This window comes from Sphingomonas asaccharolytica NBRC 15499 (assembly GCF_001598355.1).
Taxonomy (GTDB): Bacteria; Pseudomonadota; Alphaproteobacteria; order Sphingomonadales; family Sphingomonadaceae; genus Sphingomonas; species Sphingomonas asaccharolytica.
Window position 1 is genome coordinate 22,693 of sequence record NZ_BCYU01000009.1, and the last position, 23,536, is coordinate 46,228.

The window sequence follows — 23,536 nt, forward strand, 5'->3', positions numbered from 1 at the left end:
GAGTAGCGCCAGCCAATGCGCTCGATTATGTATCCAGCCGATTGGGGGAGGTTCACGTGGCGACGGAATATCTATGGGCAGCGCCGGCCGGCGCCATGCTGCTCGGTTACCTTCTCGGCTCGATCCCGTTCGGTGTCCTACTGACCCGCGCGTTCGGCGCCGGCGACCTTCGCCAGATCGGGTCGGGCAATATCGGCGCGACCAACGTGTTGCGGACGGGGCGGAAGGGCCTGGCCGCCGCGACCTTGCTGCTCGATCTCGCCAAGGGTGCCGCCGCGGTGCTGATCGCCGGCTGGCTGTTCGACGGCTACCAGATTCCCGCCGCCGCGGCCGTTTTGCTCGGCCATTGCTATCCGGTCTGGCTCAAGTTCAAGGGCGGCAAGGGAGTCGCGACCTTGATGGGGATCGTGCTCGCGCTGCACTGGCCGATCGCGCTGGTCTATGCCCTGGTCTGGCTGGGCCTGCTTGCGGTGCTTCGCATCTCCTCGGTCGCGGGCATGGCCGCCGCGATCTCCACCCCGATCACGGCAGCGGTGCTGGGCGATTTCGACGCGGTGTTCCTGCTCGTCGCGCTGGCGCTGATCGTGTTGTGGAAGCATCGCGCCAATGTCGAACGGCTGATTCAGGGCAACGAGCCGAGGATCGGCGCCAACAAGGATGGCTGACCCGAGGCTTGCGCGGCTGCGGCTGATCCGCACCCCGACGATCGGCCCCGTTACTTATCGCCAGTTGCTGGCACGGTTCGGCAGCGCCGAGCGCGCGATCGAAGCCTTGCCCGATCTTGCCGCGCGCGGTGGCGGCAAGCCGCCCCGGATCGCCGACGCCGCGACCGTCGAGCGCGAAATCGCCCGCGTCGAGAAACTCGGCGCGCGCTATCTGTTCATCGACGATGCCGACTATCCGCCACTGCTCGCCGAGCTCGACAATGCGCCGGCGGGGATGACGATCCGGGGCGATACCGCGCTGTTCGCGCGCACCAGCGTCGCCATGGTCGGCGCGCGCAATGCCTCCGCCGCGGCATGCCGCTTCGCGCGCGGGCTGGCGGTCGAATTGGGACGCGAGGGCGTGGTGATCGTCTCCGGGCTGGCGCGCGGTCTCGACACCGCGGCGCATCAGGGATCGCTGGCGACCGGCACGATCGGGGTGATCGCGAGCGGCATCGACATCGCCTTTCCGCCGGAGAATCGCGCGTTGCAGGATCAGGTCGCCGAACAAGGCCTGCTGATCGCCGAGCAACCGCCGGGCAGCGAACCGCTGGCGCGCAACTTCCCGCATCGCAACCGCGTCATCGCCGGGTTGGCAACCGGGACCGTCGTGGTCGAGGCGGCGCCGCGATCGGGATCGTTGATCACAGCGCGGCTGGCGGCGGAAGCAGGACGTGACGTCATGGCGGTACCCGGCAGCCCGCTCGAGCCGCGCGCGCAGGGCTGCAATTTGCTGATCCGCGAAGGCGCGACCCTGGTCCAGTCGGCCGCCGACATATTGGAGACGATCCGCCCGATCGACCCGCGCATGGTCCGCGCGCCGGCGAGTCCGTTTGACGGCCAGACCGGCGGCGAGCCGGGCGATGCCGAGCGCCGCGCGCTGATTGGCCTGCTCGGCCCGGTGCCGGTGGCAATCGACGAATTGATCCGCCAATCGGGATTGCCGCCCGCGACGGTCGCGCTGATCCTGCTCGAACTTGAGCTAGCCGGCCGGATCGAGCGGCATGCGGGCGCCAGGATCAGCACGGTCTGACCGCGGTCCGCGGCGATAGCGCTTGCCCCGCGATACGCGGCTAGGCAGAATCGGCGACGGGCAGGCAGGGGATTGGCGATGGATCGCAAATTTTCGTTCAGCGAAGTGATCGGCGCGACCTTCGCGCTGATGGTGAGCGACCTTCCAATGGCCCTCGGCGCGATCGCCGTCATCGCCGCGGCGTCGACCTTTCTCGACGTCACCTCGACCACGCTCTCCAACATCCTCGCGATCCCTGTGCTGGTGGCGCAATATTTCCTGATCCGCCGGTTGGTCGAGCGGCAGGGGCTGCAAATTGCCGATCGCCTGGGCGGGTTCGGATCGTTCTTCCTCCTGGGCATCGTCACCAGCCTGGGCGTCGCGTTCGGCTTCGTCCTGCTGATCCTGCCGGGCATCTATCTGAGTGCGCGCTGGTCGATGGCCAGCGCGGCATTGATAGCGGAGAATCAGGGATCGGGCCGGGCGATGGCGCGGAGTTGGGATGCGTCGCGCGATCATGTCCTGCCGATCGCGCTGACTTGGGCGTTGATCGTCGCGCCTCTCATCGCCGGCATGTTCGCGCTGGGGGGCGTCGGAGCTATGACTGAGCGCTCCGCCGGCGGCGTGCAGTTGGCGATCGTCGCGTGGGATGCGCTCTCCAACCTGCTGATCTACGCGTCGCAGGTCGCCGGCTGGTATTTTGGCGTGGCACTCTATCAATTGCTCGCCGCTCCGGCTGAAACTCGCTTGGACGAGGTATTTGCGTGACTTCTAAATCCGCCCGCTGGCTGTTCCGCGGCGCAGCCATTTACGGCCTGATCATCCTGTTGCCGTTCTATTTCCTCGAGCGGCAGGTCGCGGCCCCGGCGACATCGCTCGACCATCCGATCTATTATTACGGTTTCGTCGGTGCCGCCGCGGCGTGGCAAACGGTCTATTGGACGATCGGCGGCGACCCGCTGCGCTATCGCGCGTTCATGCCGCTGGCGGTATTGGCCAAATTCGGTTTCTGGATTCCCAGTCTGATTCTATGGTTGAACGGACGCGCCCCGACCTCCACCTTTGTCGTGACGAACGGCGACCTCATCCTGGGGATTGCCTTCATCCTCGCCTGGCGGAGCCTCAAGGCCCCGGCTTGACGGGCATCATCGGGGCTCCCCATCCTCGCGCGTACACGTAAGGATCGCTTTTCACCGCCATGCAGCTTGTCATCGTCGAATCGCCCGCCAAGGCGAAAACCATCGAGAAATATCTGGGTAGCGATTATCGCGTTCTCGCGAGCTACGGCCATGTCCGCGACTTGCCGCCCAAGGACGGATCGGTCGATCCCGACGCCGGCTTCGCGATGGATTGGGAAAATTACGCCGACAAGGCGAAGCAGCTGAAAGCGATCACCGACGAGGCCAAGAAGGCCGACCGCCTGATCCTGGCGACCGACCCCGATCGCGAGGGCGAGGCGATTTCGTGGCACGTCCAGGAAGTGCTGCGCAACCGCAAGGCGCTGCCCAAGCAGGTCGAGCGCGTCACCTTCAACGCGATCACCAAGGCGACCGTCACCGAGGCGATGAAGCATCCGCGTCAGCTCGACGAGGATCTGATCGACGCCTATCGCGCCCGCCGCGCGCTCGATTATCTGGTCGGCTTCACGCTCTCACCCGTTTTGTGGCGCAAGCTGCCCGGCGCCAAGTCGGCGGGCCGCGTCCAGTCGGTCGCGCTGCGCCTGATCGTCGACCGCGAGCGCGAGATCGAAGCGTTCGTCAGCCAGGAATATTGGTCGGTCGCCGCCACGCTGGAACAGGACGGCACGCCGTTCACCGCGCGGCTGATCAAGTGGAATGGCGAGAAGCTCGACCGCTTGTCGATCGGTAAGGAAGGCGATGCGCTCAAGGCCAAGGCGGACGTCGAGAACGGCCGCTTCACCGTCCAGTCGGTCGAAACCAAGCCGGCAACGCGCAACCCGCCGCCGCCCTTCACCACCTCGACCCTGCAGCAGGAAGCGGCACGCAAGCTCGGCTTCTCGGCCAGCCATACGATGCGCATCGCCCAGGCGCTCTACGAGGATGGCGCGATCACCTATATGCGGACCGATGGCGTACAGATGGACGGCAGCGCGATCTCGGACGCGCGCAAGGCGATCACCGAGCGCTATGCCGCCAATTACGTCCCCGACAAGCCGCGCCAGTACCAGACCAAGGCCAAGAACGCGCAGGAAGCGCACGAGGCGATCCGCCCGACCGATTTCCGCCGCGACCATGCCGGCTCGGGCGACCATGCCCGGCTGTACGAGCTGGTCTGGAAGCGCGCGATGGCGAGCCAGATGGCCTCGGCGCAGATGGAACGCACGACGATCGACCTGGCCGACGGCACCGGCCGCCACGGGCTGCGCGCGACCGGACAGGTCGTGCTCTTCCCCGGCTATCTCGCTTTGTACGAGGAAGGTCGCGACGATGAGGGCGACGAAGAATCGCGCCGCCTGCCGCGCCTGCGCGACGGTGACGTGCCGGCCAAGCGCGACGTCACTGCCGAACAGCATTTCACCCAGCCGCCGCCGCGCTTCTCGGAAGCATCTTTGGTCAAGCGGCTCGAGGAGCTCGGCATCGGGCGCCCCTCGACTTATGCCTCGATCATCCAGACGCTCAAGGACCGCGACTATGTCCGCGTCGAGAAGAACCGCTTCTTCGCCGAGGAATCGGGCCGGCTGGTGACCGCGTTCCTCGAACGTTTCTTCGAGAAATATGTCAGCTTCGACTTCACCGCGGGCCTTGAGGACGAACTCGACGAGATTTCGGGCGGGCGGGCGCAGTGGCAGAAAGTGCTCGAGGCGTTCTGGCGCGACTTCAAGCCGCGCACCGCCGAGGTGATGGAGTTCAAGCCGTCCGAAGTGACGCAGCAACTCGACCAGTTCCTCGCGCCCTATCTGTTCCCCGACAAGGCCGATGGCGGCGATCCGCGGCTGTGCCCCAATTGCGGACTCGGCCAATTGTCGCTGCGCGGCGGACGGTTCGGCGCGTTCATCGCCTGCTCGAATTACCCCGAGTGCAAATATACCCGCCGCTTCGCCCAGGCGGGTGCGGCGGACGGCGCGGACACCGGGCCCGAATCCTTGGGCAAGGATCCCGAGACGGGGTTGGAAGTCGAGCGCAAGGCGGGCCGCTTCGGGCCCTACATCCAGCTCGGCGAGGGCAAGGACGCCAAGCGTGCCTCGATCCCGAAGGATATCGAGCTCGACCTCGACTGGGCATTGAAGCTGCTCAGCCTGCCGCGCGAGGTTGGTGCGCATCCGGAAACGGGCAATCTGATTACCGCCTCGATCGGGCGCTATGGCCCCTATCTGGCGCATGACGGCAAGTACGCGCGCTTGCAGTCGACCACCGAAGTGTTCGAGACCGGCATGAACGCGGCCGTGGTCAAACTGGCCGAAGCAGCGGCGAATGGCGGCCGGCCGGCACGCGGATCGCAGGCCCCGCTCAAGGTGCTGGGCGCGCATCCGCGCACCGAGCTGGAGATCAAGCTGATGGAAGGGCGCTATGGCGCCTATGTCACCGACGGCACGACCAACGCGACCTTGCCCAAGACGATCGACAAGGATCAGCTGACGTTGGAAGAGGCGGCCCAATTGATCGACGCGCGGGCCGCCGCGGCACCGGCCGGCGGCAAGGGAAAGCGCGGAGCGAAAAAGGCACCGGCGAAGAAGGCTGCTGCGAAGAAAGCGCCGGCGAAGAAAAAGGCGGCGGCTGCGAAGTGATCGTCACCCCAGCGAAAGCTGGGGTCTCATGCAAAGGAAATACGGCCAGAGATCCCAGCTTCCGCTGGGATGACGGCTTGTCAGGCCGCCCGGCTGCTCGTCGCGTTCAGCCAAGACCTGGCGCGGGTCTGCGCTTCGGCGATTTCGCGCGCGGTCATCTCGTCGGCCACTTCGGCGCGGCAATAGCGCGCGCCTTCATGACCGCCGCGCGACGCGGCGAGGTTGAACCATTTGTGCGCCTCGACCAGGTCGAGATCGACGCCGTTCGCGCCGGTCGAATAATCGACTCCGAGATCGTAGCAGGCGTCCCAATTGCCGCGCGCGGCATCGATCAGCCGGCTCTCGATCAGGAACTGCGCATTCTTCAGGCTGCTGCCCATCGTCGCCACCCCTTTATCCCTTTGGCCGGGCTACCTTGGCGGGCGAGCGGTCAACAAATGGTTAACGGCGTTTAACCACGAAATTCAGGGCTCTATGTCCAGGTTGTCGATCAGCCGGGTGGTACCGAGTCGCGCAGCGGCGAGCAGACGGCGAGATTTTCCCGGTTGCGGCTCCCCCAGGGACGCCGCATCGACCAGCGAAACATAGTCCGTCACGAATCCTGCATCGGTAAGTGACGTCATCGCGGCATCGATCGCGCCCGGCTCCTCCGCCTCGATCGCGCGTTTCGCCTCGGCCAGCGCCTTGGGCAGCGCAACGGCTCGCGCGCGCTCGTCGGGCGAGAGGTAAATGTTGCGCGACGAGAGCGCGAGCCCGTCCGGCTCGCGCACCGTCGGTACCCCGACGATCTCCAGCCCCATGTCGAGATCGATCACCATGCGGCGGATCACCGCCAGCTGCTGAAAATCCTTCTCGCCGAAAAACGCGGTATCGGGGCGCACCTGGTTGAACAATTTGGTGACGACGGTGGCCACGCCGTCGAAATGGCCGGGCCGCGCCGCGCCGTCGAGCCCATCGCTGACTCCCGACACCGACACGTTGGTGGCAAACCCCGCCGGATACATGTCGTCGACCCCCGGCATCCACAACAGGTCGCAGCCATGGGCGATCAACAACGCCTTGTCGGCTTCGGCCGGGCGCGGATAGCGCGACAAATCCTCGTTCGGGCCGAATTGCTTGGGATTGACGAAGATCGACGCGATCACCTTCGCCCCCGTCGCCCGCGCGGCATCGACCAGCGCCATATGTCCGGCATGGAGCGCGCCCATCGTCGGGACCAGCGCGACGCGTGCGCAATCGCCGCGCAGCTCGGCGACCGCGCGTCTCAAATCGGGCAGATGATGGACAATTTGCATGGGACTTGTCGCTTCGATAGACGAAGGTTCGCCTGTAAGAGGCGCGGGGCATCTCAGGCAACCAGGGTCTTTACGTGGCGGACGCCAACAAACCACATATGATCGTCTTCGCCAACGAAAAGGGCGGGACCGGCAAGTCGACCACCGCGGTCCATGTCGCGATCGCGCTGCAGGCGCGCGGCGCGCGCGTCGCGGCGTTCGACCTCGACCATCGCCAGCGCACCATGGCGCGCTATTTCGAGAATCGCGTCGCTACCGCCAAGCGCACCAGCCGCGAGCTGCCGACGCCCGCCTTTGCCGCGCATGACGGCGAGAGCCTGGAATATTTCGACGACACGCTTGGCCGGCTGTGCAGCGACGCCGATTTCGTGGTGATCGACACGCCGGGCCGCGACGACCGCTTCGGGCGGCTGGCGGCAAGCCGCGCCGACACGATGGTCACGCCGATGAACGACAGCTTCGTCGATTTCGACCTGATCGGGCAAGTCGATCCCGATACCTACAAGGTGACCCGGCCGAGCTTCTACGCCGAATTGATCTGGGACGCGCGCAAGGCCCGGGCCAAGGCCGATGGCGTCGCGATCGACTGGGTCGTGTTGCGCAACCGCCTCCAGCATATCGAGGCGCGCAACATGCGCCGGGTGTCCGAAGCGCTCGACCAGCTTGCCAAGCGCGTCGGTTTCCGGATCATTCCCGGGCTGGGCGAACGCGTCATCTATCGCGAATTGTTTCCCAAGGGGCTGACGATGATCGATAGCCGCGATTTCGGCGAAATGGGCATGGCGCACGTCGCCGCGCGGCAGGAATTGCGCGAGATGATGGCGGCGCTCGCTCTGCCCGAGCCGGTCCTGCCGCTCTTCGCCTGATCATGGCCAAGCTCCTCCTCGCGTTGGCCGTGGCCTGGTTCGGCTGGTGGCTGTGGCAAGGACCCAAGAGGGTCTGGACCGACGGCCGCCGCAAGCCGCAGCGCAGCGAGGACGAGATCAGCGCGCTCGCCGTGCTGGGACTCGATCCCGGCGCCAGCCGCGACGAGATTCGCGTCGCGCATCGCCGCCTGCTGCGCAACGTCCATCCCGATCATGGCGGCACCGACGAGCTCGCTCGTCGCGTAAACGAGGCGCGCGATATCTTGTTGAAGCCCAGGATCGAGCCGAGGGATTGAACTTTTTCCCTGCTCGGCGGATTGGGCGCGCATCAACCTGACGGGAGCCCCCATGACCCACCGTTTCGATCCTACATCGCTGCGCGAATATGATATCCGCGGAGTCGTCGGCAAAACCTTGTCGACCGACGATGCCCGCGCGATCGGCCGCACCTTCGCGACGATCGTCCGCCGCGCCGGCGGCACCCGCGTCGCGGTGGGGCGCGACGGCCGCACCTCGTCGCCGGCGATGGAAACGGCTTTGGTCGAAGGGCTGCTCGCCTCTGGCGTCAATGTGGTCCGCACCGGCATGGGACCGACCCCGCAGCTGTACTGGGCCGAGGCCGAGCTGGAAGTCGATGGCGGCATCCAGATCACCGGCAGCCACAATCCGGCCGAATATAACGGCTTCAAGATGGTGCTGCAGCACCTGCCGTTCTTCGGCGAGGATATCCAGAAGCTCGGCCGGATGGCGGCCGAGGGCGATTGGGAAGAAGGCGAGGGCGAGGTTTCCGACGTCGATATCGTCAACGATTATGTCGGCCGCCTGATCGCCGGCTATTCGGGCGGCGCGTACCGGATCGGCTGGGACGCGGGTAACGGCGCCGCGGGGCCGGTGATCGAGAAGCTGACCAAATTGCTGCCGGGCGAGCATCACCTGCTGTTCACCGAGGTCGACGGCACTTTCCCCAATCATCATCCCGACCCGACCGAAGAGAAGAACCTGGCGCAGCTCAAGGCGCTGGTGGCGGAGAAGGGGCTCGATTTCGGCGTCGCGTTCGATGGCGACGGCGACCGCATCGGCGCGATCGATGGAAAGGGCCGGGTGATCTGGGGCGACCAGATATTGTCGATCCTGGCCGAACCGGTGCTGCGGGAATTGCCCGGCGCGACGATCATCGCCGACGTCAAGGCGAGCCAGGCGCTATACGATCGCATCGCCGAGCTGGGCGGGCAACCGCTGATGTGGAAGACCGGGCACAGCCTGATCAAGACCAAGATGAAGGAGACGCACGCGCCGCTCGCCGGAGAGATGTCGGGCCACATCTTCTTCGCGCACGAATTCTACGGCTTCGACGATGCGCAGTACGCCGCGGTCCGCCTAATCCGCGCGGTGCACATGATCGGCAAGTCGATGAACGAGATCAAGGACGCCATGCCGGTGATGGTCAATACGCCCGAAATGCGTTTCCAGGTCGATGAGAGCCGCAAGTTCGCGGTGATCGACGAAGTGCTCGACCGGCTCGAGACCGAAGGCGCCGACGTCAACCGCACCGACGGCGCGCGGGTCACTACGCCCGACGGCTGGTGGCTGTTGCGTGCGTCGAACACCCAGGACGTGTTGGTCGCGCGCGCCGAGGCAAAGGATCAGCCGGCGCTCGACCGCCTGCTCGCGCAGATCGACGCGCAACTGGCGGCAAGCGGGCTGGAGCGCGGACCGCAAGCGGGGCATTGAGGTCGGGTGGTGCGGCGGATGCACGCGAGGTCGTCACCCCGGCCTTGTGCCGGGGTCCGCCGTGCCGCACGTGATGGACTAGAAGCTCAAGGTCAGCAGCTGCTGCCCGGCGGATCCCGGCACAAGGCCGGGATGAAGGTTGGTATTTGGCGGCGCGTTCACCGCCCGGAGTCGCTTTTTCCGGCCAAAACCCCCATCTAGTCCGAATGCCTTCCCCCTCGATCATCCGTGTCATCGACCTCGAAACCACCGGCAGCGCTCCACCACAGCATGGCGTGCTCGAAATAGGCTGGCAGGACGTCGCGCTCGGCGCGGACGGGCGTTGGGAAATATACGGCGAGGGCGGCAGCCGGATGGTCAATCCCGGCCGCCCGGTCCCGCCGATCACCCAGGCGATCCACCATATCCTCGACGAGCAGGTCGCCGACGCGCCTTATTGGATCGATGTCGCGCGCCCGGTGCTCGATCCCTATCCGCGCCGACTCGCGCTCGCCGCGCATCGCGCCGATTTCGAGGAGCAATTCTGCACCCCGACCTTGACCCATGGCGCCGACTGGATCTGCACCTGGAAATGCGCGCTCAGGCTATGGCCCGATAGCCCAAGCTTCTCCAATCAGGTGCTGCGCTATTGGCGCAAGCCCGAGGGACTCGATCACGAACGCGGCCTGCCCGCGCACCGCGCCTTTCCCGACGCCTATGTCACCGCGCACCATCTGCGCGACATGCTCAACGAGGCATCGGTCGCGCAGTTGATCGAATGGTCTAACCAGCCCGGGCTGCTGCCCCGCGTGCGCTACGGCCCGGATCGCGGCAAGGAATGGAGCGAGATCGCCGAGGACAGCCTGGCCGGCTTCCTGACCGATCGCGACCCCGACGTGCGCTTCACCGCGGAGACCGAACTCGCCCGGCGGCGCGGCGGCGGCGCGGTCGGGCGCGCCAATTTGCAGGGCCTGTTGCTGTAGGCTGCTACCCCGCCGCGACCTTCACCGCGTCGCAGATACGGTCGACCACCGCTTCGACCTGAGCGGCGTCCTCGCCCTCGGCCATCACGCGGATCACCGGCTCGGTGCCCGACGGGCGAATCACCAGCCGGCCCTTGCCCTCGAGTTCGCCCTCGGCATCGGCGATCACTGCCTTAACCCCGGCATCGTCGAGCGGCTTGCCGCCCTTGAACCGCACATTCTTGAGCAATTGCGGCAGCGGATCGAAGCGGTGGAGCAATTCGCTCGCCGGGATCCCCGAGCGGACCAGCTCGGCGAGGATCTGAAGCGCCGCGACCAGCCCGTCGCCGGTGGTCGCGTAATCCGACAGGATGATGTGGCCCGATTGCTCGCCGCCGACATTATAGCCCTGGCCGCGCATCGCCTCGAGCACGTAGCGGTCGCCGACCGCGGTGCGGATCAGCTTGATCCCCTGCGCGCTGAGATGGCGCTCGAGCCCCAGGTTGGACATCACCGTCGCGACCAGCCCGCCATTGCGGAGATTGCCCGCGCGCGCCCAGCCGGTCGCGATCACCGCCATCAGCTGGTCGCCGTCGATCACCCGGCCATTCTCGTCGACCACGATCAGCCGATCGGCATCGCCGTCGAGCGCGATTCCGATATGCGCGCCGCTGGCGACCACGGTTTCGCACAAGGTCTGCGGTGCGGTCGATCCGACCTGGTCGTTGATGTTCTTGCCGTTGGGCGTGACGCCGATCGCGATGACCTCAGCGCCGAGTTCCCACAAAGCCGAGGGTGCGACCTGATAGGCGGCGCCATTGGCGCAATCGACCACGATCTTGAGACCGTCGAGCGTCAGATCGTCGGGAAAGGTCGCCTTGGCGAAATGGATATAGCGCCCGCGGGCATCCTCGACCCGGCGCGCGCGGCCGATATCGGGCGCGTCGGCAAGCGCGACGTCGCCGTCGATCAGCGCTTCGATCGCCGTCTCGTCGGCATCGCTCAATTTGTAGCCGTCGGGACCGAACAATTTGATGCCGTTATCGGCGTAAGGGTTGTGGCTGGCCGAGATCATCACGCCCAAATCGGCGCGCATCGACTTTGTCAGCATGCCGATCGCGGGAGTCGGCAACGGCCCGAACAGGGTCACGTCCATACCGACGCTGGTGAAGCCCGCGACCAAAGCGTTTTCGAGCATATAACCCGATAGCCGCGTGTCCTTGCCGATCACCACACGGTGCTTGTGGTCGCCGCGAACGAAATGCGCGCCGGCCGCCATGCCGACCTTCATCGCCATCTCCGCGGTCATCGGCTGCATGTTGGTCAGGCCGCGAATGCCGTCGGTACCGAAATATTTTCTTGCCATTCTGCCCGTTTCCGTCCGCTATCCCGCGCCAAGGCTGCCTCTTAGCGCGGCAAACGGAGAAGGGCGAGCATGAGCCAAGCATTGAGGATCCTGATCTCGCTGGTGGCCGGGCTGGCGCTGGGCATCGCGCTCGCCAATTGGGCGCCCGACGCCGGCGGCTGGGTCCTGGTCTTCACCAAGCGGATCGGCGGCGCCTGGCTGCACGGGCTGCAGATGGTGATCGTGCCGCTGGTCGTGGCGCTGCTGGTGATCGGCATCGCCGCCTCGGCTGAAGCCGCGCGCGCGGGCAAGATCGCTGGGCGCGCGCTGATCTTCTTCGTCGTCATCCTGTGGTTCAACACGATCATGTCGGCGCTGCTGACGCCGTTGCTGCTCAAGCTGTTTCCGCTCCGCCCCGATTGGGCCGCGGCGCTCAGGGCCTCGCTGTCGAGCGCCAAGACCGCCGGGCAGGTACCGAGCCTGGGCGATTTCTTCGACAAGATCGTGCCGACCAACATCATCGACGCCGCCGCGACCGACGCTTTCCTGCCGCTGACCGTGTTCGCGATGGTATTCGCCTTCGCCATCACGCGACTGCAGCCCGATCGTCGCAAGTTGATGGTCGATTTCTTTCAGGCGATCGCCGACGCGATGATCGTGGTGATCGGCTGGGTGCTGGTGCTCGCGCCGCTCGGCGTGTTCTGCCTGGCGTTCGGCGTCGGGATGGAGACCGGCGCGGCCGCGTTCGGCGCGCTGGCGCATTATGTCGCGATCGTCTCGACGCTGGGCATCCTGGTGCTGTTGTCGGCCTATCCGATCGCGGCGATCGGCGCGCGCGTGAGCATCGGGCGGTTCGCCCGTGCCGTGCTGCCGAGCCAGATCGTCGCGATCAGCACCTCGTCGTCGCTCGCCTCGCTGCCGACCATGCTCCGGTCGAGCGAGGCGATCGGCGCTCCGGCGCGGGTGTCGGGGATCGTCCTGCCGATCGCGGTCGCGGTGTTCCGCGCGACCAGCCCGGCGATGAACCTGGCAGTTGCGCTCTATGTCGCGCATCTGACCGGGACCCCGATCGGCCCGGGCCAGCTCGCTGCCGGCGTGGTCACCGCAGCGATCACGACGATGGGATCGGTGTCGCTGCCCGGCACGATCAGCTTCTTCGCCTCCGTCGCGCCGGTGGCGGTGGCGATGGGCGTGCCGCTCGAGGCGCTGGGGCTGCTGGTCGCGGTCGAGACGGTGCCTGACCTGTTCCGGACCTTGGGCAATGTGACGATGGACGTTGCGGTCACCGGTACGATCGCGGTGCGGAGTGGCATCACGACGGAGGGTGAGGGCGAGACTGATCGGATGGTTGAGCAGCTGCCTGGGTGATTAAGGGCTCCCTCCCCCTTGTGGGCGCATCAGGTAAACAGCGCGGGGCGCTGTTTACCTGATGCGAGAGGGAGCGCCGTAGGCGCGGAAGGGTGAGGGGGACTCTCAGCTTTCGCCGACCCCCCTCATCCTTCCGGCGCTGGGCGCCTCCCTCCTTCTCCCACAAGGGGAGAAGGAACTCAGTCTCCTACCCGCCGATCCAGCGCCAGATCCCCGCAGGCATCCCCGCCAGCGGCAAATGCGCCCAGGTGGCGGCGAGCCACAACGCGATCCCGCCCACGGCCGGCACGACCCCGGCGGGCGTGAACTTGACTCGCCCGCTCAGGATCGCGCCGAGCGGCCAGTAGCTGGTATTCGCTTCCCATGCCCGCCAGGTCTCGGGCTGGAGCTTTTCCTTCTTCCTGTCCTGCAACGCGGCGCCGACCAAGGCGAGGAAGATGATCGTCTTGGCCAGGACGATATTGGCGGGCGTCGGCATCACCAGGATATGCGCCGCGCCCCACAAGGCAAAGCTCCACATCATCGGGTGCCGCGTCACGCTGAACACGCCGCGTGGCTCGGGTACGGCGCTTGCCGCGCGCGGCGGGCCGGGCAACGCCGGATTGCCGAGCAACGACCCCACGAACATGATGCTCGCGAAGAACATGATGACCGTGCTCAGGATCCACAATCCGTCGCCGACCGCCCAGAACGGCGCTTCCGCCGGCACCGCGCGGAACGCCAAAGCGAGCCAGCCGAACGTCGCCAGCGCTACCAGTGAATAGATGCCCTGGAACGGCAGCTCGCCGATCGCGCGGACGATCGGGGCACGCAACGGATGCGACAGCAGGAAATGCGACCCGACGAACGCCACCGCGGCGGCGATTTCCCAGCATAACGGACTCATGGATCCTCTCCCGAAACCGTTTCTGGGGAGAGGCTAGGACGGATCGACGTTCAAACCAATCCTCCCCCGCCAGGGGGAGGTGGCGCCGAAGGCGACGGAGGGGGCGGACAGCGAGACACTCACCGTCGTGCTTCCTCCCCTTCCGTCAGGCTGCGCCTGCCACCTCCCCCTGGCGGGGGAGGATTTAAAACTGCCAGCCGCGCTCAGGGCAGAATGTCGATACTCACTGGACCCCGTGCATCCACTTCTTGAGCGGCCAGGACAGCAACAACAGCAACACGCCCAGTCCAATCGCAATCAGCGCGATCATCGTGAAGGTGTGCGTATAGATATCCAGGCTGACCTTCAGATTGGTGACCTGCCCGCCGACGGTGTCGACACTGGCAAACTGGGCGACCAGGCCGGCGACATATTGCGCGACCGAGATCGACAGGAACCACACGCCCATCATCAGCCCGACGACGCGCGCGATCGACAATTTGGTAATCATCGATAGCCCCACGGGCGAAATGCAGAGCTCTGCGATCGAGTGGATCACATAGAGCCCGGCGAGCCACCACAGGCCGACCTTGAAGCTGCTGTCGGCGAAGGTCGAGCCCCAGACGAGGAACAGGAAGCCAGCGCCCACGCCCATCAACGCGCCGGCGAACTTGATCGGGATCGATGGCTCCCAGCCGCGCCGCGCGAGCCAGCCCCACAAAGCGCTCATCACCGGCGCGAGCAGCACGATCGAGATCGGGTTGAAATTCTGCGTCTGTGGCGCCGACATTACCCAGTCGCCGATCACGGTGCGGTCGGTATTGCGGTCGGCGAACAGGGTCAGGCTCGACCCGGCCTGTTCGAACAAGGTCCAGAAGACGACGTTGAAGACGATCAGCACCATCGCCGCGACCATCATCTCGCCTTCCTTGCGGCTACCCTTCACGAACGACCAGATGAGGATGCCGGGAACCGAGATGATGAAGGTGCCGAACAGCAATTTACCCGTGAGCGGGAGCGACGCGAGATATCCGATGAAGCCCGATCCCGCGGCGGGTTCTTCGGCCTGCATCAAATTGACGAACAGGAAATAGACCACCGGCACGGCGACGATCGAGAGGGCGTAGATCAGCATCGCCCGGTCGGGGCCTTCGCGTGGCGGTGGGTTGCCGTACGCGTCGAGCCGGCCGCCATGATAACTGATCATGAAGAACGAAATCACCATCGCCACGCCGGCGAGCCCGAGCCCGAACGGCCATCCGAAACTGTCGGCGAAGATCGCGCAGAGGAACTGGCCGAGGATCGAGCCGGTGTTGATTCCCATGTAGAAGATGGTGAAGCCGGCATCGCGGCGGCGGTCGCCTTGCTCGTAGAGCTCGCCGACCATCGTCGAGATATTGGGCTTGAAGAAGCCATTGCCGACCGAGACCAGCGACAGCGCGCAGAGCAGGATCATCGTCAGGAAAGGGCTGCGCTCGGCCTCTTCGGCAAAACTGCCCTTGGCGAGCTTGCGGACTTCCTTGCCGTCGGCAGCGAGCAGCGACATGCTGCCGTCGTCATTGCCGCGCATCGTCAGCTTCTGGCCGTTGTCGACGATGTAGCGCGCTTCCTTGGCATCGCTGGTCGGAGCGTCGCGGAAATTGGTGACGACCACTTCGTACTTCTTGCCGTCGATCACCTGATAGGGCTTGGCCGGCTGGCCGCCGAAGGCGAGCGTGAAATAACCGACCGCCATCATCAGCGCGCCGAACCGCACCGCCCGTTTCGAGCCGAGATATTGGTCGGCAAGCAGCCCGCCGACCAGCGGAGTCAGATAGACCAAGGCGGTATAGCCGCCATAAAGGCCAGTCGAGGCGCGGTCGCCAAGGATGAAATGCTTGGTGAGGTAGAGCGTGAGCAGCGCTCGCATGCCGTAAAAGCCGAACCGCTCCCACATTTCGGTGCCGAACAGCCAGAATAGCGGCTTGGGATGGCCGAACCAGGTTCCCTCGGCCGCCGGGTTGATATGGGTGATATCTGGCTCGCGCGGATTGTCCGCGGTCGGGGTGTCCACCATGCATTCGCTCCCTGAATTCTTGCTCTCGCCGTCTCAAAACGCAGCGAGTGGATGGAGCGAGACTAGCGGCAAAGCAGGGCGAGTAAATATACCGCCGACAGCCCGCGGACGCCGTTGCCGCTGGGCGCGCGCCCCCCTAGATCACGGCCATGTTCAACGACCGCTCTACCCCGCTTTCGCTGCTGTCGACCCGCCGGTCGGGCAAGCCGCGCGATCTTGTCGCGCCCGGTCCCGACGATGCGCAGCTGCGGCAAATCCTGGAGATCGCGGCGCGCACTCCCGACCATGGCAAGCTCGCGCCGTGGCGGTTCGTGATCGTCCCCGCCGACAAGCGCGCCGCGCTGGCCGAACTGATCACCACGGCCTATCGCGCCGAGCGTCCCCAAGCGGCTCGGCTGGAGATCGAGGCGCTCGAGCAATTCGCGATCCAGGCGCCTACTTTGGTGGTGGTGCTGTCATCGCCCAAGGTCGACAGCCACATCCCGCTTTGGGAACAGCAATTGTCGGCCGGCGCCGCGGCCATGAACCTGCTTCACGCCGCGCATGCCCTGGGGTTCGCCGGCGGCTGGCTGACCGGTTGGGCGGCCTATTCGGACGCGGTCCGCGATGCGTTCGGCGCGGAGCCCGAACGGATCGCCGGGTATATCTTCTTGGGAACGCCGGCAAAGCAACTAGAAGAAAGGCCGCGCCCTGATTTGCAAAAGATTATTTCAACATGGCAAGGGTAATTGACTGGACTCTTTTGACCATTGCTGTATTAATGCACCATGGCACTTAGCAATGATGACAGCCCGGTTTACATCCGGTTGAGGGGCACGATCTCGGCGGCAATCCTGCGGGGCGAATATCGTGCGGGCGACCAATTGCCGTCGGTCCGCGCCCTCGCGGCCGAACACGGCGCCAACCCGCTGACGGTGGCCAAGGCCTATCAGAGTTTTCAGGACGATGGTTATGTCGAGGTGCGGCGCGGGGTCGGCATGTTCGTCCTGCCCGGCGCGGCGGAAAAGCTCCGCATCGCCGAGCGCGATCGCTTCGTGACGCAGCAATGGCCCCGCATCGCCGATTATATCGAGCTGCTCGGGCTCGACGCCGCCGATCTGCTTGAGCGCGAAGGCGCCTGAATTCCGCCCGAATTCCGGCCCTTACGGTCGCTGGAAAGCGCCTTGGAGCGCCCATCCGCGCCGCGGCCGTCTCTGCACGACGATCGCCCAAATGCGGCCGCTCAGCGATCCGCTTTGACGTGGCGAGCGCTGCCGGTAATTAGCTGATCATGGCGGGGCAGGAAACGGGAAGCGGGTCAGCCGCCGCGCTCAAGCCCGGCACAATCCTGGTCAGTCGCGCGGCGATCGGCATTCTGGCGGCGGTGTTCCTCGTCGCGCTCGTCCGATTTACGGCGCACGCGTCCATCGCGTTCCATTTTCCCTATGCCTTCGATTACGGCGAAGGCGTCGTCTGGCAGCAGATGCGCAACATCGTCCAGGGCGAGGGTTACCAGGCGATCGGGATCTATCCCGCGATTGCTTATGAATACCCGCCTTTATTCCATCTTTGCGCGGCAGGTGTCGCGCGGATCACCGGGATCGACGAGCTTTACGCCGGGCGGCTGGTGTCGGTGGCGTCGGCGGTCGCATGTGCCATGCTCATCGCCCGGCTGACCGCTTATGCCCTCGCCGGCGAAAACCGGAAGGTGGTCTTCGGTGCCGCGACGATTGCAGGATTGGCGTTCCTCACGCTGCCGGTGGTCGACGAATGGGCGCTGTTGATGCGGATCGATCTGTTGGCATGCGCCTTGTCGCTCGCAGGTATGGTGCTGGCGATTCACGCCCCTCGGTCGATTAGCGCCTGTGTCGCTGCCGGCCTTATGTTCACGGCGGCATTGTACACGCGCCAAACCAGCCTGCCGGCGCCAGCGGGCGCGTTCCTGGTCCTTGTCGCCGTGCGCCCTTCACGGGCCTGGCTGATGGCTGCCGTTGCGGTCGCGAGCGGGCTGGCGGTCCTTGCTATGCTCGAAGCCGCTACCCAGGGCGGCTTTCTGCTGAATATCGTTTCGTACAATATCAATCGCATCATCTGGGATCACGCATCTGCTTTCGGCGTGGTGCTGCTGGCCAATGTCGCGGTAATCGGGATAGGAACATTCGGCCTTCTCGACAGCGTTCGCTGCTCGGGCCTGCGGCATTGGCGTGATCTAAAGGCGTGGCTCGCCGCCGATCTGAAAAACGTGGCGATTTCGGTCGTCGTCGCGGCACTGGCGTGCAAGACGTTGATGCTGCCGGCGATCCTGAAATCGGGCGCGAGCGACAATTACCTGATCGACTGGTTTTCCGAGCTCGCAATATTGTTCGGCATCGCGATGGTGCCGGTGTTGCGTTCGACATTGCGTTTGCCGGCGAAACCGAACGTGATCCTGCTGGGGTTGGTCGGCATTGTCCTGCCGCTGCAAACCGCCGGCGCCGGGCTGTTGCCCGATCGCGGCGCCGTCGACGTTCAGCAGCGAGCGCTTGACGCGATCGTCGATCGCATCCGTCAGACCAAACGACCCGTGATTTCCGACGACGCGACACTCTTGATCCGCGCGGGGCAATCGATGCACTGGGAGCCATCCATCGTTGCCGAGCTAGGCAGCGCCGGGCGCTATGACGAATCGAAGTTCGTGACGCTGATCGAAGAACACCGGTTCGGATTCTTCATCACCGATGGCGATCGCGGTGACGTGGTGTTCGACCAACGGTTCAATCCGAAGGTCGTCGAAGCTATCCACCTCGCCTATCCTCGCCGCGAACGCATTGGCGGACGGGTTCTGCATCTGCCTGGTAAGGACGGCAATTGAGGGCGGCACGCTGGAGCAGCCCAACCGCGCAACTCTCTCTTCGCTCAGGTCGATCCCGAATACGTGCCTTAGAAAGGCTCCGATATCCCCAGCATGTTGCCTTCACTATCGCGGAACCAGGCTGCATATTCGCCCGCCCCCTTGCTCGGATAATTGCCCTGGATCGTTGCAATACTGTCCTCGGTCCGCAGCCGGCCCTCGCTATAGTCTTCGAAGACGACGCCGTTCGACCTCAGCTGTGCGACCGCCGCCCGCAAATCCTCCACTTCGAATCCCAGCTGCGTAAACGCGCCATCCGACTTGCCGGCGGATACGAATAAGGCGAATTCGCACGATCCGATCACATACCGCACTCCGCCCGGCCGCGTTTCGTCGGCCGTGAGGCCCAGCTTCTCGGCGTACCAGGCGCGTGCCCGATCGAGATCCTGCACCGGAAGTCTCGCGACAATCTTCTTGACGCCCAGCATACGTCCTCCACCATTGATCGGTCGGTCTTCCAAAGCGGACCGCCTGAATCGGGCCGGCCATGGTCAGGCCGCCCGGGATATGAACAACCGGACACTCATATGGCAACGATCGCGATCTTTCACTCGGTCTTGGGCTTGAGAGCGATCGAGCTCGCCACCGTCGCGCGCTTTCAGGCCCGCGGCCATAGCGTCTTCGCACCCGACCTGTTCGAGGGGCGGACGGCCGCCACGGTGGAGGAGGGGTTCGCGATTATGGAGCAGGTCGGTTGGCCGCTGATCTGTGATCGAGCTCGCGCCGCGCTGGAGCAAGCACCGTCAACGACCGTCCTGCTTGGCTTTTCCATGGGTGCTGGGGTGGTTTCGTCGATCTGGCCCGAACGCCGGCAAGCGAGTGGAATCGTGCTGCTGCACGGCCTGGCGAGCGTACCTGCAAATCTCGATCCACGTGTTCCGGTTCAGGTGCACCTGGCGGATCCCGATCCCTTTGCGCTGCCGTCTCAGCTGCACGAATGGATGCGTCTGGCTGCGGCATCCGGGATGGAAATGTATCGATACCCTGGTCTCGGGCATTTCTTCACCGATCCCTCCCTGAACGACTTCGATGCCGATGGGGCAGAGCTGGTATGGGATCGGGTCAGCCGATTCCTTGATACGGTAGATCACGGCGCGAAGGCGCAAAGTTGATTCGCGTAGCGGCGCGGCCGGCGCAGAAGAGTTTCCGTACCTCCGCGTGAGGCAATCAATCGCCGAACAACCCCAGCCGCGCGACTTCCTCTTCGCTCAGGTCGATCCCGAACAACATGCTGAGCCGCAAGCGATAGACGCGCGGATCGTCGATCGTGCCGGTCGTGTCCTCGCCTGCCGAATGGCGGCGATAGGCGCGGTCGGTCAGCGCGGCGAAGCCGTGCGGCAGGACGATGCTGACCACGACCAGATCGGTGAACCGCGTGTTCGGCGCGGTCGCGGTCCAATGGTTGGACATGACGAGGTCGATCTGCGGTACCTCGTCGAGCGTGAAACTGAATTGCTCGACCCAGCCCTCGCCCGACTCCCGCCCGTCGGTGGTCGCGGGGTTGCCGTCGCGCGACAGCATCCAGCCGCGTTTATCGTGAGTCAGGCGGAACAAGGCACCGTCGGGCGCGGTCGCCTCCGCCCCGTCGATCAACGGCATGACCGGCGAATAGCTGCCGCCGAAGCCGGCATCGGCGAGCCAGTCCTGGCCGTCGAGCGTCACCAGTAGCACCATGTGCGTCCGCCCCGGCGTCGCAGTCGCGCCGAACCAGACGCGCGCGAGCAGCGGCCTGACGGTGAAGCCCAATTCGGTCAGCGCGTCGCAGAACAATCGATTCTGTTCGAAACAATAACCGCCGCGCCGCCGCGTCACGAGCTTGGCGAACACCGAATCGCTGTCGATCGCGATGCCGCGGCCGAGCCTGATGTCGAGATTCTCGAACGGAATCGCCAGCCGGTGCGCGCGCTGGAGCGTGGCCAGGCCTTCGAGATCGCAGGCCGGGCGTTCGGCGAGCCGGATTCGGTCGAAATAGGCGTCGAGGTCGAAACTCATGCCGCGAACAACGCCGCAGGTAATTGATAGAGCCCGGCCGCGGGCGCTGCCGCTGCGGCGTGCAGGCCCAGCGCCTCGGGCACGATCTGCTCTACATAGAAAGCGCAGACCGCGCGCTTCATGCGCAGGAAATCGTCATCGCCATCGGCCGCCGCGCGCCCCTGCCGCTCCATCAGCCAGCCGCACACCGCTACGGACACCATATTGAGGAACGGATAGCTCGCCGCCAGACGATCGTCGGCGTCCGCCGTCGCCAGCCGGCGGCCGACTTCGTCGCAGGCATCGATCAGCATGCGCAGCGCCGACTCCTCGGCCTCGGCGCGCATGTCGGCGATCAGCGTCGCAAACGCCGCGCCGTTCGACAGGCCGAGCTTGCGCCCGACCAGATCGGCGGCCTGGATGCCGTTGGTGCCTTCGTAGATCGGGGTGATGCGGGCATCGCGGAAGAACTGCGCCGCGCCGGTCTCCTCGATATAGCCCATGCCGCCATGGACCTGGATGCCCAGGCTGGCGACTTCGTTGCCGAGATCGGTGCCATGCGCCTTGGCCAGCGGCGTCAGGATTTCGAGCCGGTCCTTCGCCGCCTCGTCGCCCAGGCCCGCGCGGTCGACTTGCGCCGAAGCGAGATAGACCAATGCGCGTGCCGCCTGGGTCTGCGCCTTCATCCGCATCAGCATGCGGCGGACGTCGGGATGCTCGATGATCGCGACCGGGGTCTTGTCGGCCGAACCGGCGCGGGCGGACTGGATGCGCTCGCGAGCGTAATCGACCGCTTTCTGCGTCGCGGCTTCCGCCACCTGCACGCCCTGCAAGCCGACATTGAGCCGGGCATTGTTCATCATCGTGAACATCGCGCGCATGCCGGCATTCTCCGCACCGATCAGCTCGCCGATACAGTCCCCATTGTCGCCGAACGACAAAACGCAGGTCGGCGAGGCGTGCAGCCCCATCTTGTGTTCGATCGAGACGACCCGAACATCGTTGAACTCGCCGGGCTTGCCGTCGGCGTCGAGGCGGTATTTGGGCACCAGGAACAATGAGATACCGCGCGTCCCCTCGGGTGCGCCGGGTGTGCGGGCGAGGACGAGGTGGACGATATTGTCGGCCATGTCGTGATCGCCGAACGAGATGAAGATCTTGGTGCCCGAAATCTTCCATTTGCCGTCACCCGCGGGCTCGGCGCGGCTGCGGAGCGCGCCGACGTCTGAGCCGGCCTGGGGCTCGGTTAGGTTCATCGTGCCGGTCCAGGCGCCGGTCGCGAGATGCGGGAGATAGGCGGCCTGCTGCTCGGGCGTGCCGTGGTGGAGCAATGCCTCGATCGCGCCGACGGTCAGGGTGGGGGCGAGCGCGAAGCCCATATTGGCGGCACCCAAAGTCTCGAGCACTGCGCTCGCCAGCACGAACGGCAGGCCCTGTCCGCCGAAATCGCCGGGCGCGCCGATCGTGCCCCAGCCGCCCTCGACATAGGCGCGATAGGCTTCGGGATAGCCGGCCGGCATCTTGACGCCATCGGGAGTCCATTTGGGGCCGTCGGTATCGCCCGCGCGCGCCAGCGGCGCCCATTCGCCCGCGGCGAAGGCGCCAGCGCCTTCGAGCACCGCGTCGACCAGATCGGGGGTGGCGTCGGCGAAGCGCTCAGTCGCGGCGAGATCGGCCAGCTGCGCGACATGGTCGAGCACGAAACGCTGCTCACGAACGGCGGGATTGAAGGGCATTCGGCTTCCTCTCCTGATCCGACGCGCTATAGCCCCCGGCGATGGACGCGCAACTCACCCGCACTTTACCTTATGGAGCCGCTTCCGTCGCCGAAGCGGCGGCGCTGATCCGGCAAGGCGCTTGCGTCGCGGTCCCGACCGAGACGGTCTATGGCCTGGCCGCCGACGCGACCAACGCCGCCGCGGTCACCGCGGTCTATGCGGCCAAGGGACGGCCGAGTTTCAATCCCCTGATCGTCCATGTCCCCGATCTCGCCGAGGCGAAGCGGATCGCCGCGTTCGACCGGCGCGCCGATGCGCTGGCCGAAGCGTTCTGGCCGGGCCCGCTGACCCTGGTGCTGCCGCTCAAGCCCTCGGCGCAGATCGCGTCGCTGGTGACCGCAGGGCTTGAGACGATCGCGATTCGCGTGCCGCGGCACCGCGCGATGCGCGCTTTGCTCGAAGCAAGCGGGCGGCCGCTGGCGGCGCCGTCGGCCAATGCTTCGGGGTCGATCAGCCCGACGCGCGCCGAGCATGTCGCCGCCAGCCTCGATGGGCGCATCCCGTTGATCCTCGACGACGGGCCGACCAGCCAGGGGATCGAATCGACCATCGTGCGCGAAGTGTTCGGGATGACGCGCATCCTGCGCCACGGTCCCGTGACGATCGACGAAGTGCGCGCGGCGATCACCCGGCCCGGCGTGAAGCTCGATCGCTTCGATACCGGTGAAGATGGCAGCCAGCCCGAGCAGATCGAATCGCCGGGCCAGTTGCTCGCGCATTACGCCCCGCGCAAACCCTTGCGGATCGACGCGCCGCGCGGCGCCGAAGACGAATGGATGATCGGATTCGCCGCGACCGGGGGCAACGACAATCTCTCGCCAAGCGGCGACCTCGCCGAGGCGGCGGCCAATCTGTTCGACGCGCTGCACCGGGGCGACGCCTCACCGCAGCCGAAAATCGCGATCGCCCCCGTCCCCAACGAAGGCATCGGCGTCGCAATCAACGACCGATTGCGCCGCGCCTCGCATCGGGAATGACTGCAAAACAAGC

23 protein-coding genes are annotated in these 23,536 nt (G+C 65.7%); 15 read left to right on the plus strand and 8 right to left on the minus strand.

Annotated features, from left to right (window positions below; translation table 11 throughout):
• Nucleotides 1-95: 95 nt before the first annotated feature.
• The 5 genes from plsY to topA all read left to right on the plus strand — a co-directional run bounded on the left by plsY (nucleotide 96) and on the right by topA (nucleotide 5,461).
• Nucleotides 96-665: a glycerol-3-phosphate 1-O-acyltransferase PlsY gene (gene plsY, locus SAS01S_RS03720; RefSeq protein WP_084238470.1), complete on the plus strand. Its 570-nt coding sequence runs from the start codon at nucleotides 96-98 to the stop codon at nucleotides 663-665.
• Entirely contained in the window at nucleotides 658-1,737 is a 1,080-nt protein-coding gene (gene dprA, locus SAS01S_RS03725; protein WP_066805022.1) for a DNA-processing protein DprA, read from the plus strand. The genes plsY and dprA overlap by 8 nt, the downstream gene beginning before the upstream one ends.
• Nucleotides 1,738-1,815: 78 nt before the next feature.
• Nucleotides 1,816-2,484 (plus strand): hypothetical protein, encoded by a 669-nt coding sequence (locus SAS01S_RS03730; RefSeq protein ID WP_066805025.1) that lies wholly within the window; start codon nucleotides 1,816-1,818, stop codon nucleotides 2,482-2,484.
• Nucleotides 2,481-2,855 carry a hypothetical protein gene (locus SAS01S_RS03735; protein WP_066805027.1) on the plus strand — a complete coding sequence of 125 codons (375 nt, stop codon included), beginning with the start codon at nucleotides 2,481-2,483 and terminating at the stop codon, nucleotides 2,853-2,855. Before SAS01S_RS03730 ends, SAS01S_RS03735 begins: the two co-directional genes overlap by 4 nt.
• Nucleotides 2,856-2,914: 59 nt before the next feature.
• Nucleotides 2,915-5,461, plus strand: a complete 2,547-nt coding sequence (topA, locus tag SAS01S_RS03740) for a type I DNA topoisomerase (RefSeq protein WP_066805031.1) — start codon at nucleotides 2,915-2,917, stop codon at nucleotides 5,459-5,461.
• An 80-nt stretch (nucleotides 5,462-5,541) separates the two neighbouring features.
• Here the strand turns inward: topA and SAS01S_RS03745 are convergent, their stop codons facing one another.
• The gene (locus SAS01S_RS03745; RefSeq protein ID WP_066805210.1) at nucleotides 5,542-5,841 is read right to left on the minus strand and encodes an SEL1-like repeat protein; all 300 of its coding nucleotides are present in this window, start codon (nucleotides 5,839-5,841) and stop codon (nucleotides 5,542-5,544) included.
• 84 nt (nucleotides 5,842-5,925) lie between these two features.
• On the minus strand, nucleotides 5,926-6,756 hold the full coding sequence (gene panC / locus SAS01S_RS03750) for a pantoate--beta-alanine ligase (protein WP_066805034.1): 831 nt from the start codon (nucleotides 6,754-6,756) through the stop codon (nucleotides 5,926-5,928).
• A 98-nt stretch (nucleotides 6,757-6,854) separates the two neighbouring features.
• Between panC and SAS01S_RS03755 the strand changes: the two genes are divergently transcribed.
• The 4 genes from SAS01S_RS03755 to SAS01S_RS03770 all read left to right on the plus strand — a co-directional run bounded on the left by SAS01S_RS03755 (nucleotide 6,855) and on the right by SAS01S_RS03770 (nucleotide 10,315).
• Nucleotides 6,855-7,622, plus strand: coding sequence for a division plane positioning ATPase MipZ (locus SAS01S_RS03755; RefSeq protein WP_066805036.1), 768 nt, complete (start codon nucleotides 6,855-6,857; stop codon nucleotides 7,620-7,622).
• Between the two features lie 2 nt (nucleotides 7,623-7,624).
• Complete coding sequence (locus SAS01S_RS03760) at nucleotides 7,625-7,918, plus strand: J domain-containing protein (RefSeq protein ID WP_066805039.1); 294 nt, start codon at nucleotides 7,625-7,627, stop codon at nucleotides 7,916-7,918.
• A gap of 52 nt (nucleotides 7,919-7,970) precedes the next feature.
• Nucleotides 7,971-9,353, plus strand: coding sequence for a phosphoglucomutase/phosphomannomutase PgmG (pgmG, locus tag SAS01S_RS03765; RefSeq protein WP_066805042.1), 1,383 nt, complete (start codon nucleotides 7,971-7,973; stop codon nucleotides 9,351-9,353).
• Nucleotides 9,354-9,559: 206 nt separating this feature from the next.
• Nucleotides 9,560-10,315, plus strand: a complete 756-nt coding sequence (locus SAS01S_RS03770) for an exonuclease domain-containing protein (protein WP_066805044.1) — start codon at nucleotides 9,560-9,562, stop codon at nucleotides 10,313-10,315.
• 4 nt (nucleotides 10,316-10,319) lie between these two features.
• Here the strand turns inward: SAS01S_RS03770 and glmM are convergent, their stop codons facing one another.
• Nucleotides 10,320-11,660 (minus strand): phosphoglucosamine mutase, encoded by a 1,341-nt coding sequence (glmM, locus tag SAS01S_RS03775; protein ID WP_066805046.1) that lies wholly within the window; start codon nucleotides 11,658-11,660, stop codon nucleotides 10,320-10,322.
• A 69-nt stretch (nucleotides 11,661-11,729) separates the two neighbouring features.
• Between glmM and SAS01S_RS03780 the strand changes: the two genes are divergently transcribed.
• On the plus strand, nucleotides 11,730-13,007 hold the full coding sequence (locus SAS01S_RS03780; RefSeq protein WP_066805048.1) for a dicarboxylate/amino acid:cation symporter: 1,278 nt from the start codon (nucleotides 11,730-11,732) through the stop codon (nucleotides 13,005-13,007).
• Nucleotides 13,008-13,194: 187 nt separating this feature from the next.
• Here the strand turns inward: SAS01S_RS03780 and SAS01S_RS03785 are convergent, their stop codons facing one another.
• Nucleotides 13,195-13,893 (minus strand): NnrU family protein, encoded by a 699-nt coding sequence (locus SAS01S_RS03785; protein WP_066805050.1) that lies wholly within the window; start codon nucleotides 13,891-13,893, stop codon nucleotides 13,195-13,197.
• Between the two features lie 223 nt (nucleotides 13,894-14,116).
• Entirely contained in the window at nucleotides 14,117-15,928 is a 1,812-nt protein-coding gene (locus SAS01S_RS03790; RefSeq protein WP_066805053.1) for a peptide MFS transporter, read from the minus strand.
• Between the two features lie 149 nt (nucleotides 15,929-16,077).
• Here SAS01S_RS03790 and SAS01S_RS03795 point away from each other — a divergent pair, with 149 nt between their 5' ends.
• The 3 genes from SAS01S_RS03795 to SAS01S_RS03805 all read left to right on the plus strand — a co-directional run bounded on the left by SAS01S_RS03795 (nucleotide 16,078) and on the right by SAS01S_RS03805 (nucleotide 18,758).
• Nucleotides 16,078-16,656 (plus strand): nitroreductase family protein, encoded by a 579-nt coding sequence (locus SAS01S_RS03795; RefSeq protein WP_066805056.1) that lies wholly within the window; start codon nucleotides 16,078-16,080, stop codon nucleotides 16,654-16,656.
• 39 nt (nucleotides 16,657-16,695) lie between these two features.
• The gene (locus SAS01S_RS03800) at nucleotides 16,696-17,049 is read left to right on the plus strand and encodes a GntR family transcriptional regulator (protein WP_066805059.1); all 354 of its coding nucleotides are present in this window, start codon (nucleotides 16,696-16,698) and stop codon (nucleotides 17,047-17,049) included.
• A gap of 149 nt (nucleotides 17,050-17,198) precedes the next feature.
• Nucleotides 17,199-18,758, plus strand: a complete 1,560-nt coding sequence (locus tag SAS01S_RS03805; RefSeq protein ID WP_066805062.1) for a hypothetical protein — start codon at nucleotides 17,199-17,201, stop codon at nucleotides 18,756-18,758.
• A gap of 68 nt (nucleotides 18,759-18,826) precedes the next feature.
• Here the strand turns inward: SAS01S_RS03805 and SAS01S_RS03810 are convergent, their stop codons facing one another.
• Complete coding sequence (locus tag SAS01S_RS03810) at nucleotides 18,827-19,225, minus strand: VOC family protein (RefSeq protein ID WP_066805065.1); 399 nt, start codon at nucleotides 19,223-19,225, stop codon at nucleotides 18,827-18,829.
• A 99-nt stretch (nucleotides 19,226-19,324) separates the two neighbouring features.
• Between SAS01S_RS03810 and SAS01S_RS03815 the strand changes: the two genes are divergently transcribed.
• Nucleotides 19,325-19,909 (plus strand): dienelactone hydrolase family protein, encoded by a 585-nt coding sequence (locus SAS01S_RS03815; RefSeq protein WP_066805068.1) that lies wholly within the window; start codon nucleotides 19,325-19,327, stop codon nucleotides 19,907-19,909.
• Nucleotides 19,910-19,964: 55 nt separating this feature from the next.
• Here SAS01S_RS03815 and SAS01S_RS03820 read toward each other — a convergent pair whose 3' ends face one another.
• Together SAS01S_RS03820 and SAS01S_RS03825 are read right to left on the minus strand one after the other, a co-directional pair.
• Nucleotides 19,965-20,789: an arylamine N-acetyltransferase family protein gene (locus SAS01S_RS03820; RefSeq protein ID WP_066805070.1), complete on the minus strand. Its 825-nt coding sequence runs from the start codon at nucleotides 20,787-20,789 to the stop codon at nucleotides 19,965-19,967.
• Nucleotides 20,786-22,504, minus strand: coding sequence for an acyl-CoA dehydrogenase (locus SAS01S_RS03825; protein ID WP_066805073.1), 1,719 nt, complete (start codon nucleotides 22,502-22,504; stop codon nucleotides 20,786-20,788). The genes SAS01S_RS03820 and SAS01S_RS03825 overlap by 4 nt, the downstream gene beginning before the upstream one ends.
• A 41-nt stretch (nucleotides 22,505-22,545) precedes the next feature.
• Between SAS01S_RS03825 and SAS01S_RS03830 the strand changes: the two genes are divergently transcribed.
• Nucleotides 22,546-23,523, plus strand: a complete 978-nt coding sequence (locus SAS01S_RS03830; protein WP_066805076.1) for an L-threonylcarbamoyladenylate synthase — start codon at nucleotides 22,546-22,548, stop codon at nucleotides 23,521-23,523.
• Nucleotides 23,524-23,536: the final 13 nt, after the last annotated feature.